The sequence below is a fragment of the uncultured Methanobrevibacter sp. genome (assembly GCF_902784195.1).
GTDB lineage: Archaea > Methanobacteriota > Methanobacteria > Methanobacteriales > Methanobacteriaceae > Methanobrevibacter.
Map to the genome: position 1 here is coordinate 219240 of NZ_CACZTX010000002.1, position 19403 is coordinate 238642.

28 protein-coding genes are annotated in these 19403 nt (G+C 31.8%); 27 read left to right on the forward strand and 1 reads right to left on the reverse strand.

What is annotated here, in order from left to right; translation table 11 throughout:
* Positions 1-27: 27 nt before the first annotated feature.
* The 22 genes from QZU90_RS03365 (at position 28) to QZU90_RS03470 (ending at position 13419) form a co-directional block, all read left to right on the forward strand.
* Complete coding sequence (locus QZU90_RS03365) at positions 28-360, forward strand: ribonuclease P protein component 1 (protein ID WP_296855550.1); 333 nt, start codon at positions 28-30, stop codon at positions 358-360.
* 10 nt (positions 361-370) lie between these two features.
* Positions 371-691, forward strand: coding sequence for a 30S ribosomal protein S17 (locus QZU90_RS03370; RefSeq protein ID WP_295604746.1), 321 nt, complete (start codon positions 371-373; stop codon positions 689-691).
* A 1-nt stretch (position 692) separates the two neighbouring features.
* Positions 693-1091: a 50S ribosomal protein L14 gene (locus QZU90_RS03375; RefSeq protein WP_012955664.1), complete on the forward strand. Its 399-nt coding sequence runs from the start codon at positions 693-695 to the stop codon at positions 1089-1091.
* Between the two features lie 15 nt (positions 1092-1106).
* Positions 1107-1451: a 50S ribosomal protein L24 gene (gene rplX / locus QZU90_RS03380; RefSeq protein WP_295604744.1), complete on the forward strand. Its 345-nt coding sequence runs from the start codon at positions 1107-1109 to the stop codon at positions 1449-1451.
* 1 nt (position 1452) lies between these two features.
* A complete protein-coding gene (locus tag QZU90_RS03385) occupies positions 1453-2187 on the forward strand; it encodes a 30S ribosomal protein S4e (RefSeq protein WP_296855553.1) in 735 nt (244 codons plus the stop codon).
* Entirely contained in the window at positions 2184-2708 is a 525-nt protein-coding gene (locus QZU90_RS03390; protein ID WP_296855555.1) for a 50S ribosomal protein L5, read from the forward strand. Before QZU90_RS03385 ends, QZU90_RS03390 begins: the two co-directional genes overlap by 4 nt.
* A gap of 40 nt (positions 2709-2748) precedes the next feature.
* Positions 2749-2901 carry a 30S ribosomal protein S14 gene (locus tag QZU90_RS03395; protein WP_295604739.1) on the forward strand — a complete coding sequence of 51 codons (153 nt, stop codon included), beginning with the start codon at positions 2749-2751 and terminating at the stop codon, positions 2899-2901.
* 14 nt (positions 2902-2915) lie between these two features.
* The gene (locus tag QZU90_RS03400) at positions 2916-3308 is read left to right on the forward strand and encodes a 30S ribosomal protein S8 (protein WP_012955669.1); all 393 of its coding nucleotides are present in this window, start codon (positions 2916-2918) and stop codon (positions 3306-3308) included.
* Between the two features lie 10 nt (positions 3309-3318).
* Positions 3319-3858 carry a 50S ribosomal protein L6 gene (locus QZU90_RS03405; RefSeq protein ID WP_296855557.1) on the forward strand — a complete coding sequence of 180 codons (540 nt, stop codon included), beginning with the start codon at positions 3319-3321 and terminating at the stop codon, positions 3856-3858.
* 17 nt (positions 3859-3875) lie between these two features.
* Positions 3876-4202: a 50S ribosomal protein L32e gene (locus QZU90_RS03410; protein ID WP_296855559.1), complete on the forward strand. Its 327-nt coding sequence runs from the start codon at positions 3876-3878 to the stop codon at positions 4200-4202.
* Between the two features lie 486 nt (positions 4203-4688).
* A complete protein-coding gene (locus tag QZU90_RS03415) occupies positions 4689-5135 on the forward strand; it encodes a 50S ribosomal protein L19e (protein ID WP_296855561.1) in 447 nt (148 codons plus the stop codon).
* A gap of 11 nt (positions 5136-5146) precedes the next feature.
* Complete coding sequence (locus QZU90_RS03420; RefSeq protein ID WP_296855563.1) at positions 5147-5728, forward strand: 50S ribosomal protein L18; 582 nt, start codon at positions 5147-5149, stop codon at positions 5726-5728.
* Positions 5725-6366, forward strand: a complete 642-nt coding sequence (gene rpsE, locus QZU90_RS03425; protein WP_292778384.1) for a 30S ribosomal protein S5 — start codon at positions 5725-5727, stop codon at positions 6364-6366. Before QZU90_RS03420 ends, rpsE begins: the two co-directional genes overlap by 4 nt.
* A gap of 11 nt (positions 6367-6377) precedes the next feature.
* A complete protein-coding gene (locus tag QZU90_RS03430; RefSeq protein WP_295604727.1) occupies positions 6378-6836 on the forward strand; it encodes a 50S ribosomal protein L30 in 459 nt (152 codons plus the stop codon).
* Positions 6837-6848: 12 nt separating this feature from the next.
* Positions 6849-7286 (forward strand): uL15m family ribosomal protein, encoded by a 438-nt coding sequence (locus tag QZU90_RS03435; protein ID WP_295604724.1) that lies wholly within the window; start codon positions 6849-6851, stop codon positions 7284-7286.
* Positions 7287-7808: 522 nt separating this feature from the next.
* Complete coding sequence (secY, locus tag QZU90_RS03440; protein WP_295604722.1) at positions 7809-9173, forward strand: preprotein translocase subunit SecY; 1365 nt, start codon at positions 7809-7811, stop codon at positions 9171-9173.
* Positions 9174-9349: 176 nt separating this feature from the next.
* On the forward strand, positions 9350-9907 hold the full coding sequence (locus tag QZU90_RS03445) for an adenylate kinase (protein ID WP_295604720.1): 558 nt from the start codon (positions 9350-9352) through the stop codon (positions 9905-9907).
* A 290-nt stretch (positions 9908-10197) separates the two neighbouring features.
* Positions 10198-10806, forward strand: coding sequence for a DUF106 domain-containing protein (locus QZU90_RS03450; protein WP_295604718.1), 609 nt, complete (start codon positions 10198-10200; stop codon positions 10804-10806).
* Positions 10807-11630: 824 nt separating this feature from the next.
* On the forward strand, positions 11631-11897 hold the full coding sequence (locus QZU90_RS03455; RefSeq protein ID WP_295604715.1) for a 50S ribosomal protein L34e: 267 nt from the start codon (positions 11631-11633) through the stop codon (positions 11895-11897).
* Positions 11897-12415 (forward strand): (d)CMP kinase, encoded by a 519-nt coding sequence (gene cmk, locus QZU90_RS03460; protein ID WP_295604713.1) that lies wholly within the window; start codon positions 11897-11899, stop codon positions 12413-12415. The genes QZU90_RS03455 and cmk overlap by 1 nt, the downstream gene beginning before the upstream one ends.
* The gene (locus tag QZU90_RS03465) at positions 12415-12582 is read left to right on the forward strand and encodes a 50S ribosomal protein L14e (RefSeq protein WP_012955682.1); all 168 of its coding nucleotides are present in this window, start codon (positions 12415-12417) and stop codon (positions 12580-12582) included. The genes cmk and QZU90_RS03465 overlap by 1 nt, the downstream gene beginning before the upstream one ends.
* 354 nt (positions 12583-12936) lie before the next feature.
* Positions 12937-13419: a hypothetical protein gene (locus tag QZU90_RS03470; RefSeq protein WP_295604710.1), complete on the forward strand. Its 483-nt coding sequence runs from the start codon at positions 12937-12939 to the stop codon at positions 13417-13419.
* Positions 13420-13615: 196 nt separating this feature from the next.
* On the opposite strand, the gene QZU90_RS03475 is transcribed toward QZU90_RS03470, so the two are convergent.
* Entirely contained in the window at positions 13616-14092 is a 477-nt protein-coding gene (locus tag QZU90_RS03475; RefSeq protein WP_295604708.1) for a dCMP deaminase family protein, read from the reverse strand.
* Positions 14093-14375: 283 nt separating this feature from the next.
* Between QZU90_RS03475 and QZU90_RS03480 the strand changes: the two genes are divergently transcribed.
* The 5 genes from QZU90_RS03480 to QZU90_RS03500 all read left to right on the forward strand — a co-directional run bounded on the left by QZU90_RS03480 (position 14376) and on the right by QZU90_RS03500 (position 19397).
* Positions 14376-15338, forward strand: coding sequence for an RNA-guided pseudouridylation complex pseudouridine synthase subunit Cbf5 (locus QZU90_RS03480; protein ID WP_295604706.1), 963 nt, complete (start codon positions 14376-14378; stop codon positions 15336-15338).
* Between the two features lie 81 nt (positions 15339-15419).
* Positions 15420-15602: a MarR family transcriptional regulator gene (locus tag QZU90_RS03485; protein ID WP_295604705.1), complete on the forward strand. Its 183-nt coding sequence runs from the start codon at positions 15420-15422 to the stop codon at positions 15600-15602.
* A gap of 471 nt (positions 15603-16073) precedes the next feature.
* On the forward strand, positions 16074-17411 hold the full coding sequence (glnA, locus tag QZU90_RS03490) for a type I glutamate--ammonia ligase (protein WP_295604703.1): 1338 nt from the start codon (positions 16074-16076) through the stop codon (positions 17409-17411).
* Between the two features lie 399 nt (positions 17412-17810).
* Positions 17811-18728: a glutamine amidotransferase gene (locus QZU90_RS03495; protein ID WP_295604701.1), complete on the forward strand. Its 918-nt coding sequence runs from the start codon at positions 17811-17813 to the stop codon at positions 18726-18728.
* Positions 18729-18743: 15 nt separating this feature from the next.
* Complete coding sequence (locus tag QZU90_RS03500) at positions 18744-19397, forward strand: tributyrin esterase (RefSeq protein WP_295604699.1); 654 nt, start codon at positions 18744-18746, stop codon at positions 19395-19397.
* Positions 19398-19403: the final 6 nt, after the last annotated feature.

Genomic DNA, 19403 nt, shown 5'->3' on the forward strand with positions numbered 1-19403 from the left:
TCCTAAATTCACATACTGAGGCTTAGAATGATAAGCTCAAAAAATATATTCTATCATGAATTAATTGGGTTAGAACTTAAAGTTGTTGACAGTTCCAATCCCTCTTTGATAGGGCTTCAGGGAACAGTCATTGATGAAACCAAAAAGACCTTAAGGATTGAAGTGAAGGAAAAGGTTCAAGATGAAGACTTAAGTTCTAATCAGAATGATTTTAATTTTATTTATAAAGAGAAATTAATTCAGAAAGATGTTTCTGTATTTCAATTTAAGGTTCCGGATGGAACCATAGTTGAAATTGATGGTAAAATATTGTTGAATCGTCCTGAAGATAGGATAAAAAGAAGATATAAAAAAATTTAATGGTGATAAAATGGTTGGTCTTAATGTTAAGGAACCAGAAACTAAATGTGATGATCCTAACTGCCCTTTCCATGGTAATTTATCTGTTAGAGGACAAGTCCTTGAAGGAGTTGTTACTACAAATAAAGCAGAAAGGACTATTACTGTAGAACGCAGTTTCTACAAGTTCATTAGAAAATACGAAAGATACGAAAAAAGAAAATCAAGAATTAACGTTCACAAACCTGATTGTCTTGATGTAAAAATTGGTGACGCTGTAAAAATTGCAGAATGTAGACCATTAAGTAAAACTAAACACTTTGTATTAGTTGAAGTAAAAGGTGATGATTAGAATGAAACCTACTACATCCAGTGTAACTAAAGCTTTACCAATTGGTGCAAGACTTCAATGTGTTGACAATACTGGTGCTCGTGAAATCGAAATTATTTCCGTAAAAGGATTTAAAGGTGTTCGTAGAAGACTCGACGTAGCTGGTGTCGGTGATATGGTAGTTGCTTCTGTTAAAAAAGGAACTGCTGATATGAGAAGAGAAGTTGTCAACGCAGTTGTTGTAAGACAGAAAAAAGAATACAGACGTGCTGACGGTCTTCGTGTAAAATTCGAAGACAATGCTGCAGTAATCATTACTCCTGAAGGAGTATTGAAAGGTTCTGAAATCAGAGGACCTGTTGCTAAAGAAGCAGCTGACAAATGGCCTAGTGTAGGCAGTGCAGCAAGCATATTAATTTAAGTTTATGGTGATTAAATGTCAATTCAACCTAGAAAACAAAGAAAAGCTCTCTACACTGCTCCTTTACACATTCGTCGTAAAATCATGAGTGCTAATTTAAGCAAAGATTTAAGAGCAGACATTGGTAAAAGATCTTTACCAATAAGAGTTGGAGACAAAGTTCAAGTTGTTCGTGGTGACTTTAAAGGTCATGAAGGAAAAGTTGAATCTATTGATGCAAAAAGATACAAAGTTACCGTTGAAGGAGTTACCTTAAGTAAACCTGACGGAAATGCTGTATTACTTCCAATTCACCCATCCAACTTGATGATTATTGAAGCTGATTTAAAAGATGAAAGAAGATTAAATATGGAGGAATAAGATGGCAAAAATGGGATCTAGAAAGCATCTTAAAAGGTATAAAGCACCTAAAAGCTGGCCTATCCATCCAAAAGAAGACACCTGGACTGTAAAACCTGCTCCTGGTTCACACGCTATTGACGATTCTTTACCTTTACTCGTTATTATCAGAGACATTTTAGGTCTTGCTGATAACTCCAGAGAAGCAAAAAGAATTATCAATACAGGTAATGTTTTAATTGATGGAAGAGCTGTAAAAGATTATAAATTCCCTGTCGGTTTTATGGATGTCTTAACTATTCCTAAAACTGAAGAAAATTACAGAATCCTTTTAGATACTAAAGGAAGATTAACTTTACACCCAATTTCTGCAGAAGATGCAAGTTACAAATTAGCTAAAGTCGTTAACAAATCTACTATTAAAGGCGGAAAAACCCAATTGAACCTTCACGATGGTAGAAACGTTTTAGTTGATGAAGATGTATATGCAGGTCAAGATGTTATTTGCATCGGTATACCTGAACAGGAAATCAAGGAAAACTTCAAATTTGAAGATGGTGTAGTTGTACTTGTTACTGGTGGTAAACACACTGGTGAACTCGGTAAAATCCAAGAAGTTATTGTAGACGAATCTTCCAAACCAAATACTGCAATTATCGAAAAGGCAAATGGTGATTCTTTCTTAACCTTAAAAGAATATGCATTTGTAATCGGTAAAGATGAACCAGCTATTGACTTATTGGAGGTTAATCAATGAACCCAATGAATGAAGTTATCATTTCCAAAGCTACCATCAACATTGGTGTTGGTGAAGCTGGTGAAAAATTATCAAGAGCTATGACTCTTATTGAAAACATGACTGGTCAAACCCCTGTTAAAACCTATTCAAAAGTAACTAACCCAGAATGGGGTATCAGAAAAAGACAACCTATTGCATGTAAAGTAACTCTCCGTGGAGAAAGAGCTGAAGATGCAATCAAAATGGTTTTAGAAGGTATTAACAATAAATTAAGACCAAGTCAATTTGATGCACAAGGTAATGTTTCTTTCGGTATTAGAGAACATATTGATATTCCTGGAATGAGATATGATCCAGATATTGGTATTTTTGGTATGAATCTTTCTATCACCTTTGAAAAACCAGGTTATAGAATTAAAAGAAGAAAAATCCAACAGAAATCTATTCCAAAAAGACATAGAATCACTCCTGAAGAAACTATGAAATTTATGGAAGAAAAATTCAATGTTACCATTGCAGAGGAAGAAGATTACGAATAATCCTGCAAACAGGTAATTTGATATTAAATGATATGTTAAGGTGATTATATTGCCAAGAAAATACGGAAAAGCAGCAAAAAAATGTAGCCGTTGTGGAGACCACTCTGCTATTGTAAGTAGATACGGACTCAACTTATGCAGGCAATGTTTTAGAGAAATTGCTCCTAAAATAGGATTTAAAAAATATAATTAAGAAAGGTGTTTATTATGACTCTTATGGACCCTCTTGCTGATGCTTTAACAAACATTAGAAATAACGAACGTCAAGTAAATGACCACTGTACTATTTCTCCAGCATCCAAATTAATTGGACGCGTGTTAAGCACTATGCAAAAAGAGAATTATATAGGTGAATTTGAATTTATAGATGACAACAAAGCTGGAAAATTCGAAGTAGAATTGGAAGGTAACATCAACCAATGTGGTGTAATTAAACCTCGTCATGCTGTAAAGAAAGATGAATTTGAGAAATTCGAAAAAAGATATTTACCAGCAAAGAACTTCGGTATCTTAATAGTAACTACTCCTGAAGGTATTATGACTCACAGAGAAGCTAAAGAAAGAGGTATCGGCGGACGTTTGTTGGCTTACATGTATTAGGTGATTAAATATGGTATTAGCTGCAGCTATAAGGGAAGAAATTGAAATTCCTGAAGGCGTTGAAGTTATAATTGAAGATGAAGTTACTGTAAAAGGACCAAATGGTGAAACTTCCAGAAAATTTTCTTATCCTAATGTAACTATTGCAAAAGAAGATAATCTTGTTGTTCTTGAAACCGCTTTCCCTAAAAAGAAAGACAAATCAATGATTGGAACTACTAGAGCTCACATCAACAATATGATTACTGGTGTAACTGACGGTTTCACTTATCATATGAAAATTGTATTTGCTCACTTTCCAATGGCTGTGAAAGTTCAAGACAAAGAAAAAACTGTTACTATCGAGAACTTTATTGGAGAAAGACATCCTAGATCTTCAAAAATCGTTGGAGATGCTAAAGTTCAAGTTAAAGGTGATGAAGTAATCATTACTGGTGTTAACAAGGAAGATGTCGGTCAAACTATGGCTAACTTAGAACAAGCTACTAAAATTAGAGGTAAAGATCCTAGAGTATTCCAGGATGGTATCTATTTAACTAGTAGAGAATAGTTATAATGGTGATTTGAATGAGTAAAGATTTTAAAAGACAAGAATATGCTCGTTATAAAAAATTAGGAACCAAATGGAGACGTCCTAGAGGAAAAACTAGTAAAATGAGAAGATACGAAGCAGGTAAACCTGCAATGCCATCTATTGGTTATCGTACTCCTAGAGCTACTAGAGGATTACATCCTTCTGGTTACAAAGATGTTCTTGTTAATAACATGAAAGAATTAGAAGCAATTGACGGCGAAACTGAAGCTGCAAGAATCAGTGCTACTATTGGTAAACGTAAAAAAGAATTGATGTTAGAAAAAGCATCAGAATTAGGTATAAAAGTTTTAAATAAATAAATGCAAAGAAAGAAAAATTTAAATTTTTCTCATGATAGATGATAAAATTAAGTTTTTTCATTTCCTAAAATTGTTAAGCGATTTAATTAAAGTAAATTTTTAAAATTATAAATTTATAAAGCTTACTTATAAGAAAAATAGGGGCGTTGTATAAGGTTGGTAAGGGATTATTGAATACGTCTTTAACCTCATACCACAACATATATGACAATGATTCTAATCAATTAATTGATTCGGGGATTTAATATACTAAATTTCTGGATAAAGGTGAAATAATTAATTGTGTGTAATTTAATGAGTAAATTTATGGAAAATTTATTTTTTAAATATATTGGCCAAAAGTCAAGCAAAAGAATCTTTTTTCTTATTAAAAGCTAACAATTAAATTAAAACAACTAAATTAAATGAATTTTAATTTATTTGAATAAAGGGAAACTTGAAGAAATTTTATTCAAGTTTATCAGCTAACTATATGGAGGATTATTAATGAATCTTACTACACAAAAAAGATTAGCTGCTAGTATACTTAAAGTTGGAGTAAACCGTGTATGGATAGATCCTGATAAAATTGAAGAAGTTTCTAGAGCTATTACAAGAGACGGTATCAAACAACTTATAGATCAAGGTATTATCAAAGCTAAACCAAAAACTGGTATTAGTAGCTACAGATCTAAAAAAATCAAAGAGCAAAAGAAAAAAGGTAAACGTAAAGGAAGAGGTAGTATCAAAGGAGCTAAAAACGCTCGTACTCCTAAAAAACAAGTTTGGATGAAAACCATCCGTGCTTTAAGAACTGACTTAAAAGACATGAGAGACGCTGGTGAAATTGACCGTACTACCTACCGTAAATTATACAAAATGGCAAAAGGTGGAGCTTTCAGAAGTAAATCTTACATGAAAACTTACGCTAGAGACCATGATTTAATCAAATAGGAGGAATGGACTTGGCAAGCGGATCAAATTATAAAGTAGCTTTCAGAAGAAGAAGAGAAGGTAAAACTGATTATGCTACTAGAGCGAAATTAGTTGGTGTAGATAAATCCAGATTAGTTGTAAGAATTTCCAATGCTAACTGTATTGTTCAAGTGATCAATGTTGGTAAAGACGGTGATGAAACTGTTGTATCAGCTCACAGTAAAGAATTAAACAAATTAGGATGGTTAGCAGGAAACAAAAACACTAGTGCTGTTTATTTAACTGCATACTTATGTGGTAAAAAAGCTGTTGCAGCAGGTATTGAATATGCTGTTGCTGATATTGGTTTAAAATCTCCTATTAGAGGATCAAAAGTATTTGCTGCTGTTAAAGGTGCTGCAGATGCTGGTTTAAATGTACCATACGGTGAATCTATTATCCCTACTGAAGACAGAATTAATGGTGAACACATTGCAGAATATGCAGAAAGCTTAGATGAAGAAGAATTAAACAAAAAATTCTCCCAATACTTAGCTAAAGGTCTTCAACCTACTGATTTACCTGAACACTTTGAAGAAATTAAAGATAAAATTGACGAGGCTGAATTATGAGCTTTAATATGGATGACTGGGAACCTAAAACCAATTTAGGTAAAGAAGTAAAAGCAGGAAATATCACCGATATTGACGAAATCTTCGAAAAAGGTCTCCCTATAATGGAATTAGAAATTGTAGATGCATTACTTCCTGATTTAGAAGAAGAAGTAATGGATGTAAATTTAGTTCAAAGAATGCACAAATCTGGTAGAAAAGTAAACTTTAGAGTAATCGTTGCAGTAGGTAACAAAAATGGTTATGTAGGTTTAGGACAAGGTAAAGCTAGAGAAGTAGGTCCTGCTATCAGAAAAGCTGTAGATAATGCTAAATATAACATTATCAAAGTAAGAAGAGGTTGTGGAGACTGGGGTTGTGTTTGTGGAAGACAACACACTGTACCTTTCAAAGTAACCGGTAAAGCAAGTAGTGTAAACGTAACCTTAAGACCTGCTCCTGCAGGTGTAGGTTTAGCTATTGGTGATGTTGGTAAAACCATCCTCTCCCTTGCTGGTATCAAAGACGTATGGTCTCAAGCAAGTGGACAAACCCAAACTACTGTAAACTTTGCTAATGCTGTATTCGAAGCTTTAAAAGAAGCAAGCAGAATGAAAGCTTCAGAACAAGACCTTAAAAATATGGGAGTAATCCAATAAACGGTGGTATCATGTATTTAGTAATTAGAATTAGAGGTACTACTGGTGTTAAACAAGGCATTGCTAGTACTTTAGAAATGTTAAGACTTAACAGAATTAGTCATGCTGTATTAGTTGATGAAAACCCAAGTTACAAAGGTATGCTCCAAAAAGCAAAAGACTACATCACTTGGGGAGAAGTTGATTTAGAAACTCTCACTGAACTTGTTGAAAAAAGAGGAAGATTAGTTGGTGGAGCTCGTCTCTCTGAAGAATACTTAAGCGAAAACACTGATTACTCTACCTTTGAAGAATTAGCTAATGCATTACTCAATGGAGAACTCAAAGCTCAAGATATTGATATGAAACCTGTATTCCGTTTACATCCTCCAAGAAAAGGATACAAAGGAATTAGACATTCTGTAAACGAAGGAGGATCCTTAGGTTACAGAGGCGAAGATATTAATAATCTTGCAAAAAGAATGGCTTAAGGGTGGATTATTATGATTAGAAAAGGTAAAAAGATTAATAAGATGAGAGGTTCCAGATCTAACGGTGGAGGCTCTGTCAAAAGGAGAAGAGGAGCAGGTAACAAAGGTGGTAAAGGTAAAGCTGGAGCTGGAAAACACCACTGGTCCACTACCGTAATTGAAAACAGATATTACTTCGGTAAACACGGTTTCAAAAGACCTCAAAAAACTATCCACAAATCTTATCCTGTCAACTTAAACTTCTTGAATGACAAAGCTGAAGAGTTTGTAGAACAAGGAATTGCAACTAAAGAAGACGATGTTATTGTAATTGATGTAACTGAATTAGGTTACAACAAAGTTTTAGCAACCGGATCTCTTGACATTCCTTTAGTAGTTAAATCTCCTGCATTCTCTGAAAGCGCAATCGAAAAAATAGAAGAAGCTGGCGGAGAAGCTGTAGAACTTTAGACCCACCTTTTACTGGCCTTCGGCCAGCAAAAGCTGGACCAAAATTCTTTTCACTAGTTTGGGAGTGTCATGCTCTTTAACTAGTTTTAATTTTTTATTTTTTTTTAAATTATTCTAAATATTTTTTCTGTACTTTTTTAATATTTTTTTTAAATTTTTTAAATCATTTTTTAATTATTATTCTTTATTCTTATTTTAAAATTTTTATAAATTCATTAAAATTCAATATTAATTTAGTTAATTTTTGTATTATTTATCGAATAGTTTATATTATATAAAAATTATATTTATTATTAATCTAAAATATTATAATATTATATATAATATATAAGGCAAATTTAGATGATTTTTAATCGCTAATCTTGATCACTTTTTGTGATTTATTTCTAATATTTTGGATTTACATTAAAAGAATATTAAAAATTTATAAATTAATAAATTCAAAGTTGGAATTTAATTTATTCTTATTGTAAATAATTAAAATCTGATTTGAATTAATAGATAATAATTAACGGGGAAAAAATGATTTTAGAGAATTTTAAGCCTATATTTAAGTTACTTCCTGAGGTCAAGACTCCTATTCATAGGCAAGACTTTAGTGAAAAGCTTAAATGGACCGCTATAGTTTTAGTTATATATTATTTCTTAGCTCAAATTCCGTTATATGGTTTGAGTCCAGCTGCAGTTGACCAATTTGCCCAATTAAGAGCTGTTATGGCAGGTAGTTTTGGGTCAATACTTACTTTAGGTATAGGGCCTATTGTAACTGCATCCATTGTATTGCAACTATTGGTCGGTGCAAAAATATTAAATCTAGACTTATCTCAACATGAACATAAGGCTATGTTTCAAAGTACTCAAAAATTATTAGCTATTTTATTCACAATATTCGAAGCGGCAGTTTTAGTGCTTACTGGAAGTTTAGTGCCTATTGATAATTCTTTTTATGGTATAATGATTCTCCAATTGGTTATTGGAGCAATTTTAATCTTATATCTTGATGAAGTAGTATCCAAATGGGGATTCGGTAGTGGTGTAGGATTGTTCATTGCTGCTGGTGTAGCACAAACCATTATCACTGGAACATTTAACTTCTTGCCAGCTACTGCGGCATCTACAACTGCTTCAGGTATTCTTCCTGGATTTATCCAATCCATTATCGGAGGAGCTCCTAACTTCGCTATATTGATTCCATTGATTGCAACTATCATTGTATTCCTTATGGCTGTATACGGTGAAAGTATGAGAATAGAAATTCCTATTTCTCACGGTCAAGTAAGAGGACATGGTAGAATTAGAGGAGCTGTAGGTAAATATCCTTTAAAATTCATTTATGCAAGTAACATGCCGGTTATTTTAACAAGTGCACTTCTTGTAAACATTTCACTTTTCGCGAGTGTGTTCCAAAAACTTGGTTTCCCTATATTAGGTCAAGTTTCCGGTGGTAGGCCAATCAGTGGTCTTGCATTATGGTTAACCACTCCAAATAGTTTAAGTGTATTGTTTACAAATCCATTGAGAGTAATATTCTATGGTATTTTCTTCTTAGCTTGTTGTGTGCTTTTCTCCTGGCTATGGGTGGAAATCAGTGGTTCCTTAAATGCGAAGGAAGTTTCCAAGCAACTTTATAATTCAGGTATACAAATTCCTGGTTTCAGAAGCAGTAAAAGACAACTTTATATGATTATGAAAAAGTATATTCCAGCTCTTACAATTCTCGGTGGTTTGTTTGTAGGTATATTGGCATTTATTGCTGATTTGACTGGTGCTCTTGGTGGAGGTACTGGTGTATTGCTTACTGTAGGTATTGTATACAAGCTTTACGAAGAAATTGCTCAAGAGCAACTTATGGAAATGCACCCAATGTTAAGAAAAGTATTTGAATAATTTTGATTGAAAATTGATAATTGATTTTATCAATGGCATTGATCAATTATTCAGATGCATATAATTAGAAGAATTTTGGAAATGATTAATCAATCATTCCTTTATTTTTTTTCTTTTGTGATTATTATTAGTTAATTAAAATTAAAATTTTAATGTTTAATGTGAGAGGGATTTAAATGAAATTAGTAGTTTTAACTGGAATTCCAGGTTCTGGAAGTACAACTATACTTAAAAAGACATTAGAAGAAGTGGATTATCTTCATTTAAACTATGGAGATATCATGACTGAAATCGCTGTAGAAAAAGGTCTTGTTGAAAATAGGGATGAGTTAAGAAAATTACCTGCAGACACTCAAAAGGAGATTCAAAAAGAAGCAGGTCTCAGAATTAAGGAAAAATCTGAATCTGAAAATGTTATTGTTGACACTCATTGTACTATTAGCACACCTGCTGGTTTCTTGCCAGGCCTTCCTAAATGGGTTTTAGAAGGATTAAATCCAGACACTTTCATTTTAGTCGAAGCTCATCCTGATGAGATCATGGTTAGAAGAATGAGTGATGAAACCAGACAAAGAGATGCTGAAAAGGCAAAGGATATCCAGTTACATCAAGAAATGAACAGAGCTGCAGCTATGGCTTATGCTACTTTAACTGGTGCAACTGTAAAAATTATTAATAATCATGATAATCATTTGCCATCAACCGTTAGAAAAATGGTTGAACTTTTAAAATAATCATGCATATGATTGACTTGTAATGAAAATTTTATAATAATTAGATTTTTTCTAATTATTTTAAATTTTTATCATGTTATTAATCATTTTGATATTAAATTAGCTTATGCTTTAAATTATTAATTTATAAATTTGTAAAAAATTTATAAATTAATAGTTTATTGTATTTTTAAAGAATTTATGAAATTATGAATCGCGCATAATTATTTAAATTATGCAATGTTTAAAATTTGTAAAGAAAATAAAATTATAATTTACTATTAAAAATTATTAAACATGTGAGGAATGAAATGGCGTATCAAGGTAGTTTTTTATTAGGTATTTCCTGGCTTCAACCAGTGTTTGATGCTATGAATGCTGTTCTTAATCCATTAGTTCAAATGGATCCTACCCCTAATAATCCAGTGCTTACTGTATTTGTGATATCATTTATCATATCCCTTTTGACAGTAACTGCTCAAAAATTATTAGTGGACCAGGATAAGATGAATGAAATGCAAGCTAAATCAAAAGCTTTGCAAAAAGAGTTGAGAGAAGCTCAAGCTAGTGGAGACTCTAAACAAATGGCAAAGGTTCAAGCTAAACAAATGGATATGATGTCAGACCAATCTGAAATTATGAAAATGTCATTTAGACCAATGATTGTTACTATGATTCCAATATTGTTAATCTTTGCTTGGATGTGGCAATCTTCAATAAAAGATATTATTGTTGTATTTCCTCCAGCTGTTTATTATTGTACTTTAACTCCGATTTTCCACTCATTAGGGCAAATGCTTTATGGTGGTAACATAACTACCATTCCTTATGGAGTTGGATGGTTATGGTGGTACTTCATTTGTACATTTGGAATGTCACAAATCATTAGGAAATTTATGGGATTCAAAAACGGTTTCTAAATTTTGAAAAATTTATGAAATTTGATTTTGAAATTTTTCTGCATGAAAAATTCATTAAAATTTCATTTTTTGGAGTGAAAATTTAGCAAATCTTTTTCTTATTATTTAATAAGAATAAAATTCTATTAAATTGAAAGTTTTCTATAACTATTCAATTTAATTAATCGTAAAATTAATTTAATTATACTTAGTTGCTACTATTTATTTAATGATTTGTTGATGATATATAACTTTCTGAATATTCATCAATCTAAGTTATTTTTAGATATTTTATCTAAAATTATTTTCTAGTTTCAATTAAAAAATTAAAATTTTAATAAAATTTGAATTAAAATCATAATCCCAAAAAGTACGATATATGTAATACTGAATTTTGGTGAATTTTTAATGATTGGCATGTTAAGTGGGATAGCCTACTTAATTTGGGTTGTTGGAAATTGCCAGGATTTTAAAATTTAATTTCTGTAATTTTTCTTACTTGGGATTAAGCTTTGAAAGATTGATCTTTTGAGAAGTTTAATTCTAAAGAAAAAGTATAGAAAACAGTAAAGTATATATTAGTTAAATATCATATTAAATAGTGTTAATCATTTAACTAAATGAATTTTAATTATTTTTTAAATTCATTCTAATTTTATGATACTTTTTTCATGATATTTTCAAAATATCTTTTATTCAAAATTTTAGATTTTAAGATATTAAGATATTTTAATATTATTATGTATTTTACTTCAAATCTACAGATTAAGACAATTTGATATTATTTGGCTTATTAAAAAGTAATATTTGTAGATATTTTTAAAAAAAACAAATTAGGTGAGAACATGCCTGCAAATAGATTTAGATCAAGATCATATAAAAGAGTAAACACAAAAACTCCTGGTGGAGTTAATGTTTTAAGATATAAAAAGAAAAAACCATCTAAGCATGTATGTGCTGAATGTGGTGCTGTATTACATGGTGTTCCAAGAGGACGTCCTTATGAGATTGGCAAATTAGCAAAATCTCAAAAAAGACCTAACCGTCCATTTGGTGGATACTTATGTCCAAAATGTGCTCGTAAACATTTCAAAGATGAGGCAAGAAAATAATGATAATAACAATCGGTGGGACAGCAGGTAGTGGAACTACAACTGCTGCAAAGGTATTATCTGAAAGATTAGAGATTCCATTCGTTTCTGCTGGTGCAATATTCAGAGAAATGGCTGCAGAGAGAGGAATGACTCCTGTTGAATTCGGCAAATTTGCTGAAAATAATACTGACATCGATAAAGAGATTGATAATAGACAAGCTAAACTTGCAGAGGAAGCTCAAGATCTTATTGTTGAAGGAAGACTTTCTGCATACTTCATTGATGCGGATTTAAAAGTTTGCTTCACTGCACCTTTAGAAGTTAGAGCTAAAAGGGTATGTGAAAGAGAAGACAAATCAATTGAGCTTGCAAAAGAGGAAATTCTTTCCCGTGAAGAAAGTGAAGCTTTAAGATATATGGATATTCATAATATAGATATTAGAAATATGGATATTTATGATTTAATTATAAATACTGACAGCTTTGATCCTGACAGTATTGCGGAAATTATTTTAACAACATTAAAGGTGATATAATGGCAGCTATAGAAGTTGGTAGAAAATGTATTAAAACTGCTGGAAGAGAAGCAGGTAAAGAATGTGAAATTGTTGCAATCATTGATGAAAACTTCGTAGAAGTTAAAGGAGACGAAGTTAAAAACAGACGTTGTAACATCAACCATTTAGAACCTATCATGGAATAAGTTTGTTATTCCATCAATTCTAAATTCAGTTAGTTTACATTTACTTTTTTAACTTTTTATATATTAATTAAAGCACATTTTTGTGTATTAGATAGGAATTCATCATCCAAACTTTTAAAAAAAGTTGGTTCAAAATCTTTTTCGAAGTTTTTTGTGATGAGTTCTAAATTTTTTCTTTTTTAAATTCTTTTTTTATTTATTTTACTATTTTTATTATTGTTATTAGCTATTTTTTTAGTTTTTTAGTTATTTTTATAAATTATTAAAATTAAAATAATATTATAAATATTCGTAAAAATTTTAATCTAATTGTCTAATTTTTTAAAATATATTAAACTTATTTTGAGGAGTATTATGTCAAGAAGGTTTGCAGTTATAGACACGGAAACAAATTGGAAAGATGAAGTGATGTCCATAGGTGTTTTAATTGCAAAATCCAAGAATTTTGAAAGAATTGATTCTCGCTATTATATCTTGCCTCGAGCTGAAAAGATAGGTGGAATGTATTCAAATTCAATGAGATTGACAAAACATGAAATCCTTATAAAACATAGGCCCGATGCTATTGATGACTTAAAGGATTTGCTTAATTCAAATGGTGTTAAGGATTTGCTTGCCTACAATGCATCTTTTGATAAACGTCATTTGCCTGAACTTCATGATGGATTTTCTTGGAGAGACATAATGAAAGTTGCTGCTTATAAACAGCATAATCCACATATTCCAAATCACATGCCTTGTTGTGGAACTGGTAGATTAAGAAGAGGGTATGGTGTTGAGCAAATGCTTAGAATATTGGGAAAAAAGATTATTCTGAAACTCATAATGCAATTGTAGATGCAAGAGATGAGTTAATGATTATGAAAAAATTAGGCTATGATATAGATTACTATCCTGAAATTTAACATTCAAATTTATATAAAAATTTGTAAAAATAGCTATAATGAACTCTTTTTTGAAAAATAAAAAAATAAAAAAGTAAAATAAACTATCTTATAAAAATAAAAAATAGGCAATAGGATTAAAAATTCATTTATTGAAGTGGATAGCGAAGCTTCAAAATTCCTTTTTTACTTACTATCTTATCAATTCCTGAGTTCTTTATCATTCTAAAGCATATTGGGCAAGGTTCTGCATCTTCTATTTCTACCCAATCACCATCAACAGACATTTCACCAGCAAGATAAATGCTTGCTCCAAGCATGTCTTTCCTTCTTGCAGAGATCATGGCATTCTGTTCTGCATGTACTGAAAAGCAGTCATTGTAGTTTCCAGAATTGGATGGAAGATTCATTCTTTGGCAAGTTCCTCTGTCACAACAGTTTTCCTCTCCTCTTGGATTTCCATTGTAACCTGTACTGATTATTTCATCGTTATTCACTATTACAGCACCATAGCGTCTTTTTAAACAAGTGCTTCTTTTTGATACAGCAAGTGCAATTGCAAGATAATATTCAGTTTTACTCATACGATTTGATTTGTTTTCAATTTGGGATTTTTCATCTGCCATAATATTTCTCCAGTTTTATCCATTTCTTTAACTATTCTTATTATTTATAATCGTTTATTATTATAGTTTTTTATAGAATGATTTTTTAAAATTTCAATTTAATTTTCAATTAAGTTTTCAATTAAGTTTTCAATCATGCTTTCAATTTTATTTTAATGGAATTTTTAATCATTAATTAAATTTATTTATAATAAAAATCTTAATTATATTATAAATTAATTTTATTTATGAAAATGAAATATTAAAATTCTATTTTTAACTTTTAGCTATTGGAGAAATGATTATGGAAGATTACTTAATTAAATCAAACGTTGAAACCAACCCTGAATATGGGTGCAATCCATATGAAAGGCCTATAGATGAACACATAGCTAAAGGTATAATCAATTTGGATAAACCTTCAGGGCCAACATCTCATGAAGTGGACTCTTGGGTAAAGAGAATACTTGGATGCAAGAAAACAGGTCATGGAGGAACACTTGACCCTAAAGTAACTGGAGTATTGCCTATTGGCATTGACAATGCAACAAGAGTCAGTCAACTTCTCCTTCCAGCAGGTAAGGAATATGTATGTCTCATGACTCTGCACAAAGAAATTCCAGAGGATCAAATAAAAGAGATATTCGATGAATTTACCGGCAAGATATACCAAACACCACCGGTTAAATCAGCCGTCAAACGTGAATTAAGGGTAAGAAATATTTATTACTCTACCATCTATGAAATTGAAGGCAAGGATGTCCTATTTAGAATAGGTTGTGAGGCAGGAACATATGTCAGAACCTATTGTCATGATATTGGTGAAGCATTAGGCTGTGGAGCGCATATGGCTGAGCTTAGAAGAACAAGAGTTGGCCCATTTGATGAGCGAAACAATGACCTTGTAAACCTTCACGACCTTACAGATGCTTATCATTTCTACATTGAAGATGGTGATGAATCATACATAAGGAAAGCCATTCAACCAATGGAAGTTGCAAGCTCTCACCTTCCGCAGATATTCATCAAGGATTCTGCTGTTGAGGCCATTTGCCAAGGTGCAAAGCTTGGTGCAGGAGGAATAGCTAAATTATCCAAGGACATTCAAAAGGGAAATCTTGTTGCCATAAAATCTTTAAAAGGAGAATTAGTGGCTGCAGGAACTTCATTATTCTCCTCTCAAGAAATAATGAATGCAGATTCTGGACTTGTTGTTGATACAAATAAGGTCTTTATGGATACTGGAATTTATCCAAAAGGATGGTAAAAATTAGCTATTTTAGAATTAGATTTATTTATAATTTTTTTAATAATAAATTAAATTATTCAAAAATTAAATGGTGATAAAATGTCTGATAAAGATAAAGTTATTGAAGCATTTAAAAATTCAGAAGAACCTTTAAACGCTAAAAAAGTAAGTGAACTTTCTGGTGTTGAAAAGAAAGAAGTTGATAAAATCATGAAAGAATTAAAAAAAGATGAAACCATTGTCTCTCCAAAAAGATGTTATTGGACTCTTGCAGATAAATAGTTTCATTTTTCAATCTTTGATTTTTATTTTTTCTTAATTATTTTTTTATTCTATTTTTTTTATTTTCCGACTACTCGATTTTTTTTTAAAATTTATTTTTTTTATTTTCCGACTACCCTATTTTTTTTAAAAAATACCCTATTATTTTAAATTTTTCTTTAATCAATATATTTTAGTAAATTTTACTTCTTTTTATTTTTAACTCACTTAATTCTATTTAATTAATTTAATTTTAAATATTTAGCTATTTTTATAAATATTAAGCAATAATTACTTGAATATCGTAAAAATATAAGTATTATTCTCTTTTTATTGTTCAATTTTTATTCAAAATGTTTATATATTAATAGTGATAAATTATAGTAGGAAGGAAGTTTCCTTCCGACTATGAATTCATAAAATTCTTAAGTTGAAAGGGGTTCCCAATTCCATTATCAGAATGGATGATATCTCAAAAAAGGAAGTGAAAAGATGTCAGTTAAAGACGAAAAATTAGACCAGATAATTAAAACTGTTGAAGAAAATGATATCAAATTTTTAAAATTGCAACTATCAGATATACACGGATTGCCAAAAAGCATGGCAGTTCCTCTTAAGAAAGCTGATGACATTGAAGATATAGTTAATGATGGATTATTATTCGATGGTTCATCAGTAGCAGGATTAGCTTCAATCAATGACAGTGACTTACTTGCAAAACCAGATATCAACACCTTCTCAACAATTCCATGGAGACCTGAATCAAAAGGAACCAGTAGATTCATATGTGATATCTTCACTACAGAAGGAAAACCATATGATGGTGATCCAAGAGGAGTGCTTAAAAAAGCATTGGAAAAAGCAGAAAAAAGAGGATATCAATTCAATATGGGTCCTGAACCAGAATTCTTCATTATCAAAGAGGATGAAAACGGAAATTACATCCCTGCGGATGAAGCTGAATATTTTGATGTAGAGCCATTGGACCAAGGTACTGACATTAGAAGAGAAATCGTATTTGGTTTAGAGCAATTAGGTTTTGATGTCGAAGTAAGCCACCACGAAGTGGCAGCAGGACAGCATGAAGTGGACTTCAAATATGCTGATGCTTTAAAAACAGCTGATGCTGTAATTACATTTAAGGAAGCTGTAAAAGCAGTAGTTCACAACTTAGGATTTAAAGCAACATTCATGCCAAAACCATTCTTGGGAATCAATGGTAGTGGAATGCATTGTAACCAAAGCCTATTCAAAGACGGCAAAAACATTTTCTATGACCCAAACACTGAAAACCAAATCTCACAGGAAGCATTATACTTCATTGGAGGATTATTGAAACATGCACAGGCTTTATCAGCAATCCTATCCCCAACAGTTAACTCTTACAAACGTTTAGTTCCAGGTTATGAGGCACCATGCTACATAGCTTACGGATTTAAAAACAGATCAACTTTACTAAGAATTCCTGCATCCCGTGGATTAGGTACAAGAATCGAATGCAGGTCACCTGACCCTTCATGTAACCCATACTTAGCATTTGCAGTATTGCTTGAAGCAGGTTTAGATGGTTTGGACAATAAGATGGATCCTGGTGAACCAACAGAAGAAAACTTGTTTGCATTAACTGAAGATGAGATTGTCCAAAGAGGCATCAGTAACTTGCCAACAAGTTTATGGGAAGCATACCATGCATTGGAACAGGATGATGTAGTTAAAAATGCTCTTGGAGAAAAAGTGTTTGATCAATTCTACACCATCAAAAGAGCTGAATGGGATGCTTACAGAATACAAGTATTCGATTATGAAAGAGATCAATACTTAGACGTTTAGACTATTCCTTTTTTGAATATTGGTGGCCAATCTAAAGATTTTTCTTTAGATAAAGATTTTTCTTTAGATAAAGATTTTTCTTTAGATAAAGATTTTCTTTAGTTTGACTACCTATCAATTAAAGTTAAATGGTTTTTGAAATTCAGATTATTTTTTTAGGGCATATTGTAATTTTATGATAATTATTTAAAGGAAGGATACACTTTAGAATAATTATTTAAAGGCATATTGTAATTTTAGAATTATTTTTTTAAGGCATATGTAATTTTAGAATTACTTTTTTTAACATATTCAGATTAAAACATTCTGATTTAAACATTTAGATAACATATTCAGATGATTAGTATATATTAGGCATATGTACGTGTATTCACCGATTATTTTATTGGAGGTATAAAAATGTGCGGAATAGCAGGTGTAATATACAAAGATAAAAAAACTCACCCTGTAGGAGAAGCATTGACATCAATGCTTGAATCATTACAGCATAGGGGTCCAGATTCTGCAGGTTATGCAATCTACGGCAGTTTGGATTTTCCTGAAAATTATTATCAATTAAACATTGAAGTAAAAAGAAGAAGAGGAGCATTAGACAATTTAAAATCATTATTAAATCAAATTAGTCCAATATTTGAAGAGCAATTGATCGAGTCTGTAGGAGACTCAGATGTATATAAATGTAAAATAGCATTGGATGAATTTTCCCTTTTAAAACCATGCATAAACGAGATAGATGACTTGGAAAATGTAAGGGTTATCAACGGTTCACATTCATTTGAAATGATTAAGGATACAGGAAAAGTTAAGGACATTGCAGAACGTTTTGATGTTGCCAGCAGAATGGGAACACATGGAATAGGCCATACTCGTTTTGCAACAGAAAGTGGTGTGGACCGCTATCATGCACACCCATATCAAAGCTACATCATACCTGACATAACTGTGGTTCATAATGGGCAGATCACCAATTACTGGAAAATTAGAGACCCATTGGAAAGGAAAGGACACACTTTCGAATCATTTAATGACACTGAGTGCATTGTTCATTATATGGCAGATAAACTTAACCAAGGCTATAAATTGGAAGAGGCTTTAGATCAAGCGGTAATTGATTTGGATGGTCCATTTTCCATATTGGTTGGAACACCTAACGGCATAGGCATTGCAAAGGACAAGCTCGGCCTTAGACCTGGTGTGATGGTGGAAACCGATGAGATCTTTGCAGTGGCTTCAGAAGAGATGGCATTACACGATGTCACAGATTCAGATGAAATTGAACAGATAGCTCCAGGGGAAACAAGAGCTTACACCATATGATAAGGGGTTTTTTCTATGGAAGAATATGTAATTGATGCAAATGGTATGGAAGAGAAAGAATTGAACCGCACCATAAAGGAACAAGCTAAATATCATGATAAGCTCATTATTGATAATCCTGATTCCAAACACAATATCTGTGCTGGATTAACTGAAGACGTGGAGATAGAAATCAAGGGTTCTGCAGGCTATTTTGTTGGAACAATGGCTCATGGACCAAGAATACACATCACTGGAAATGCTGGCTGGTTTGCTGGAGACAATATGACAGAAGGTGAATTGGTCATTGAAGGTACAGCTGGTGACGGTGCAGGCCAAGGAATCTATGGCGGAACTGTAATCGTTAAAGGAAATGTCGGTTCAAGAACTGGAGAAATCATGAAAGGAGGAACCGTAATCATTGGAGGAAACAGCGGTTTCATGACTGGTCTTCTTATGATGGGAGGAAAGCTCATAATACTTGGTGATGTAACTGAGGATGTTGGGGAATCCATCATGAGAGGAACTATTTTTGTTCTTGGAAATGTTAAAAGCTTAGGAAAAAATGCAGTTATGGAAGAAACCACCTCTGAAGACCAAAATGAACTTCAGGAAATCTTGACAGAATATGGTTTCAAACTGGCTGATAAGGATTATGCAAACTTTAAGAAAATTGTTAACATGCAATAGGAGCTG

Bases quoted from the DNA above. Each gene is read 5' to 3' on its own strand.
- QZU90_RS03500 (WP_295604699.1), top strand. From the start codon at position 18,744: ATGGAAGAATATGTAATTGATGCAAATGGTATGGAAGAGAAAGAATTG.
- QZU90_RS03485 (WP_295604705.1), top strand. From the start codon at position 15,420: ATGTCTGATAAAGATAAAGTTATTGAAGCATTTAAAAATTCAGAAGAA.
- QZU90_RS03475 (WP_295604708.1), bottom strand. From the start codon at position 14,092: ATGGCAGATGAAAAATCCCAAATTGAAAACAAATCAAATCGTATGAGT.
- secY (WP_295604722.1), top strand. From the start codon at position 7,809: ATGATTTTAGAGAATTTTAAGCCTATATTTAAGTTACTTCCTGAGGTC.
- QZU90_RS03480 (WP_295604706.1), top strand. From the start codon at position 14,376: ATGGAAGATTACTTAATTAAATCAAACGTTGAAACCAACCCTGAATAT.
- rplX (WP_295604744.1), top strand. From the start codon at position 1,107: ATGTCAATTCAACCTAGAAAACAAAGAAAAGCTCTCTACACTGCTCCT.
- QZU90_RS03415 (WP_296855561.1), top strand. From the start codon at position 4,689: ATGAATCTTACTACACAAAAAAGATTAGCTGCTAGTATACTTAAAGTT.
- QZU90_RS03435 (WP_295604724.1), top strand. From the start codon at position 6,849: ATGATTAGAAAAGGTAAAAAGATTAATAAGATGAGAGGTTCCAGATCT.
- glnA (WP_295604703.1), top strand. From the start codon at position 16,074: ATGTCAGTTAAAGACGAAAAATTAGACCAGATAATTAAAACTGTTGAA.
- QZU90_RS03450 (WP_295604718.1), top strand. From the start codon at position 10,198: ATGGCGTATCAAGGTAGTTTTTTATTAGGTATTTCCTGGCTTCAACCA.
- QZU90_RS03365 (WP_296855550.1), top strand. From the start codon at position 28: ATGATAAGCTCAAAAAATATATTCTATCATGAATTAATTGGGTTAGAA.
- QZU90_RS03455 (WP_295604715.1), top strand. From the start codon at position 11,631: ATGCCTGCAAATAGATTTAGATCAAGATCATATAAAAGAGTAAACACA.
- QZU90_RS03390 (WP_296855555.1), top strand. From the start codon at position 2,184: ATGAACCCAATGAATGAAGTTATCATTTCCAAAGCTACCATCAACATT.
- QZU90_RS03370 (WP_295604746.1), top strand. From the start codon at position 371: ATGGTTGGTCTTAATGTTAAGGAACCAGAAACTAAATGTGATGATCCT.
- QZU90_RS03470 (WP_295604710.1), top strand. From the start codon at position 12,937: ATGTCAAGAAGGTTTGCAGTTATAGACACGGAAACAAATTGGAAAGAT.
- QZU90_RS03465 (WP_012955682.1), top strand. From the start codon at position 12,415: ATGGCAGCTATAGAAGTTGGTAGAAAATGTATTAAAACTGCTGGAAGA.
- QZU90_RS03375 (WP_012955664.1), top strand. From the start codon at position 693: ATGAAACCTACTACATCCAGTGTAACTAAAGCTTTACCAATTGGTGCA.
- cmk (WP_295604713.1), top strand. From the start codon at position 11,897: ATGATAATAACAATCGGTGGGACAGCAGGTAGTGGAACTACAACTGCT.
- QZU90_RS03385 (WP_296855553.1), top strand. From the start codon at position 1,453: ATGGCAAAAATGGGATCTAGAAAGCATCTTAAAAGGTATAAAGCACCT.
- QZU90_RS03445 (WP_295604720.1), top strand. From the start codon at position 9,350: ATGAAATTAGTAGTTTTAACTGGAATTCCAGGTTCTGGAAGTACAACT.
- QZU90_RS03405 (WP_296855557.1), top strand. From the start codon at position 3,319: ATGGTATTAGCTGCAGCTATAAGGGAAGAAATTGAAATTCCTGAAGGC.
- QZU90_RS03410 (WP_296855559.1), top strand. From the start codon at position 3,876: ATGAGTAAAGATTTTAAAAGACAAGAATATGCTCGTTATAAAAAATTA.
- QZU90_RS03400 (WP_012955669.1), top strand. From the start codon at position 2,916: ATGACTCTTATGGACCCTCTTGCTGATGCTTTAACAAACATTAGAAAT.
- QZU90_RS03495 (WP_295604701.1), top strand. From the start codon at position 17,811: ATGTGCGGAATAGCAGGTGTAATATACAAAGATAAAAAAACTCACCCT.
- rpsE (WP_292778384.1), top strand. From the start codon at position 5,725: ATGAGCTTTAATATGGATGACTGGGAACCTAAAACCAATTTAGGTAAA.
- QZU90_RS03430 (WP_295604727.1), top strand. From the start codon at position 6,378: ATGTATTTAGTAATTAGAATTAGAGGTACTACTGGTGTTAAACAAGGC.